Genomic DNA, 281 nt, shown 5'->3' with positions numbered 1-281 from the left:
GTGCTGGCCAGACGCGGACTGCCCCTCGAACTGGCCGCGGTGTGGGGGTGGAGCCCGTTAGTGCTTCTTGAAGCGGTGAACAACGCCCATGTCGATGTACTCGGCGGGGCTCTCATTCTGGCCGCCGGCATGCTGCTGGCCGGCGGGAGGCCGCTCCGTTCGGGAGCGGCGTTCGGGGCAGCGGTGGCGACCAAACTCATCCCGGTCATCGCCGCACCCGCACTGCTTTTCCGGCGCCCGGTCAGGTTCATCGCCGCGGCGGCGGGCACCTTCGTGCTCCT

General features: G+C 69.8%; 1 protein-coding gene. It reads left to right on the top strand.

Annotation, left to right across the window (positions count from 1 at the left end):
- Window positions 1-60: 60 nt before the first annotated feature.
- A partial coding sequence (locus KOL93_RS16020; protein WP_308291665.1) for a glycosyltransferase 87 family protein occupies window positions 61-281 on the top strand: 221 nt, incomplete at its 3' end.

Origin of the sequence: Microbacterium salitolerans (assembly GCF_019720895.1) — a bacterium.
GTDB lineage: Bacteria > Actinomycetota > Actinomycetes > Actinomycetales > Microbacteriaceae > Microbacterium.
Note: the sequence above shows the minus strand (reverse complement) of the source record. Positions and strands in the feature narration are given on the sequence as shown.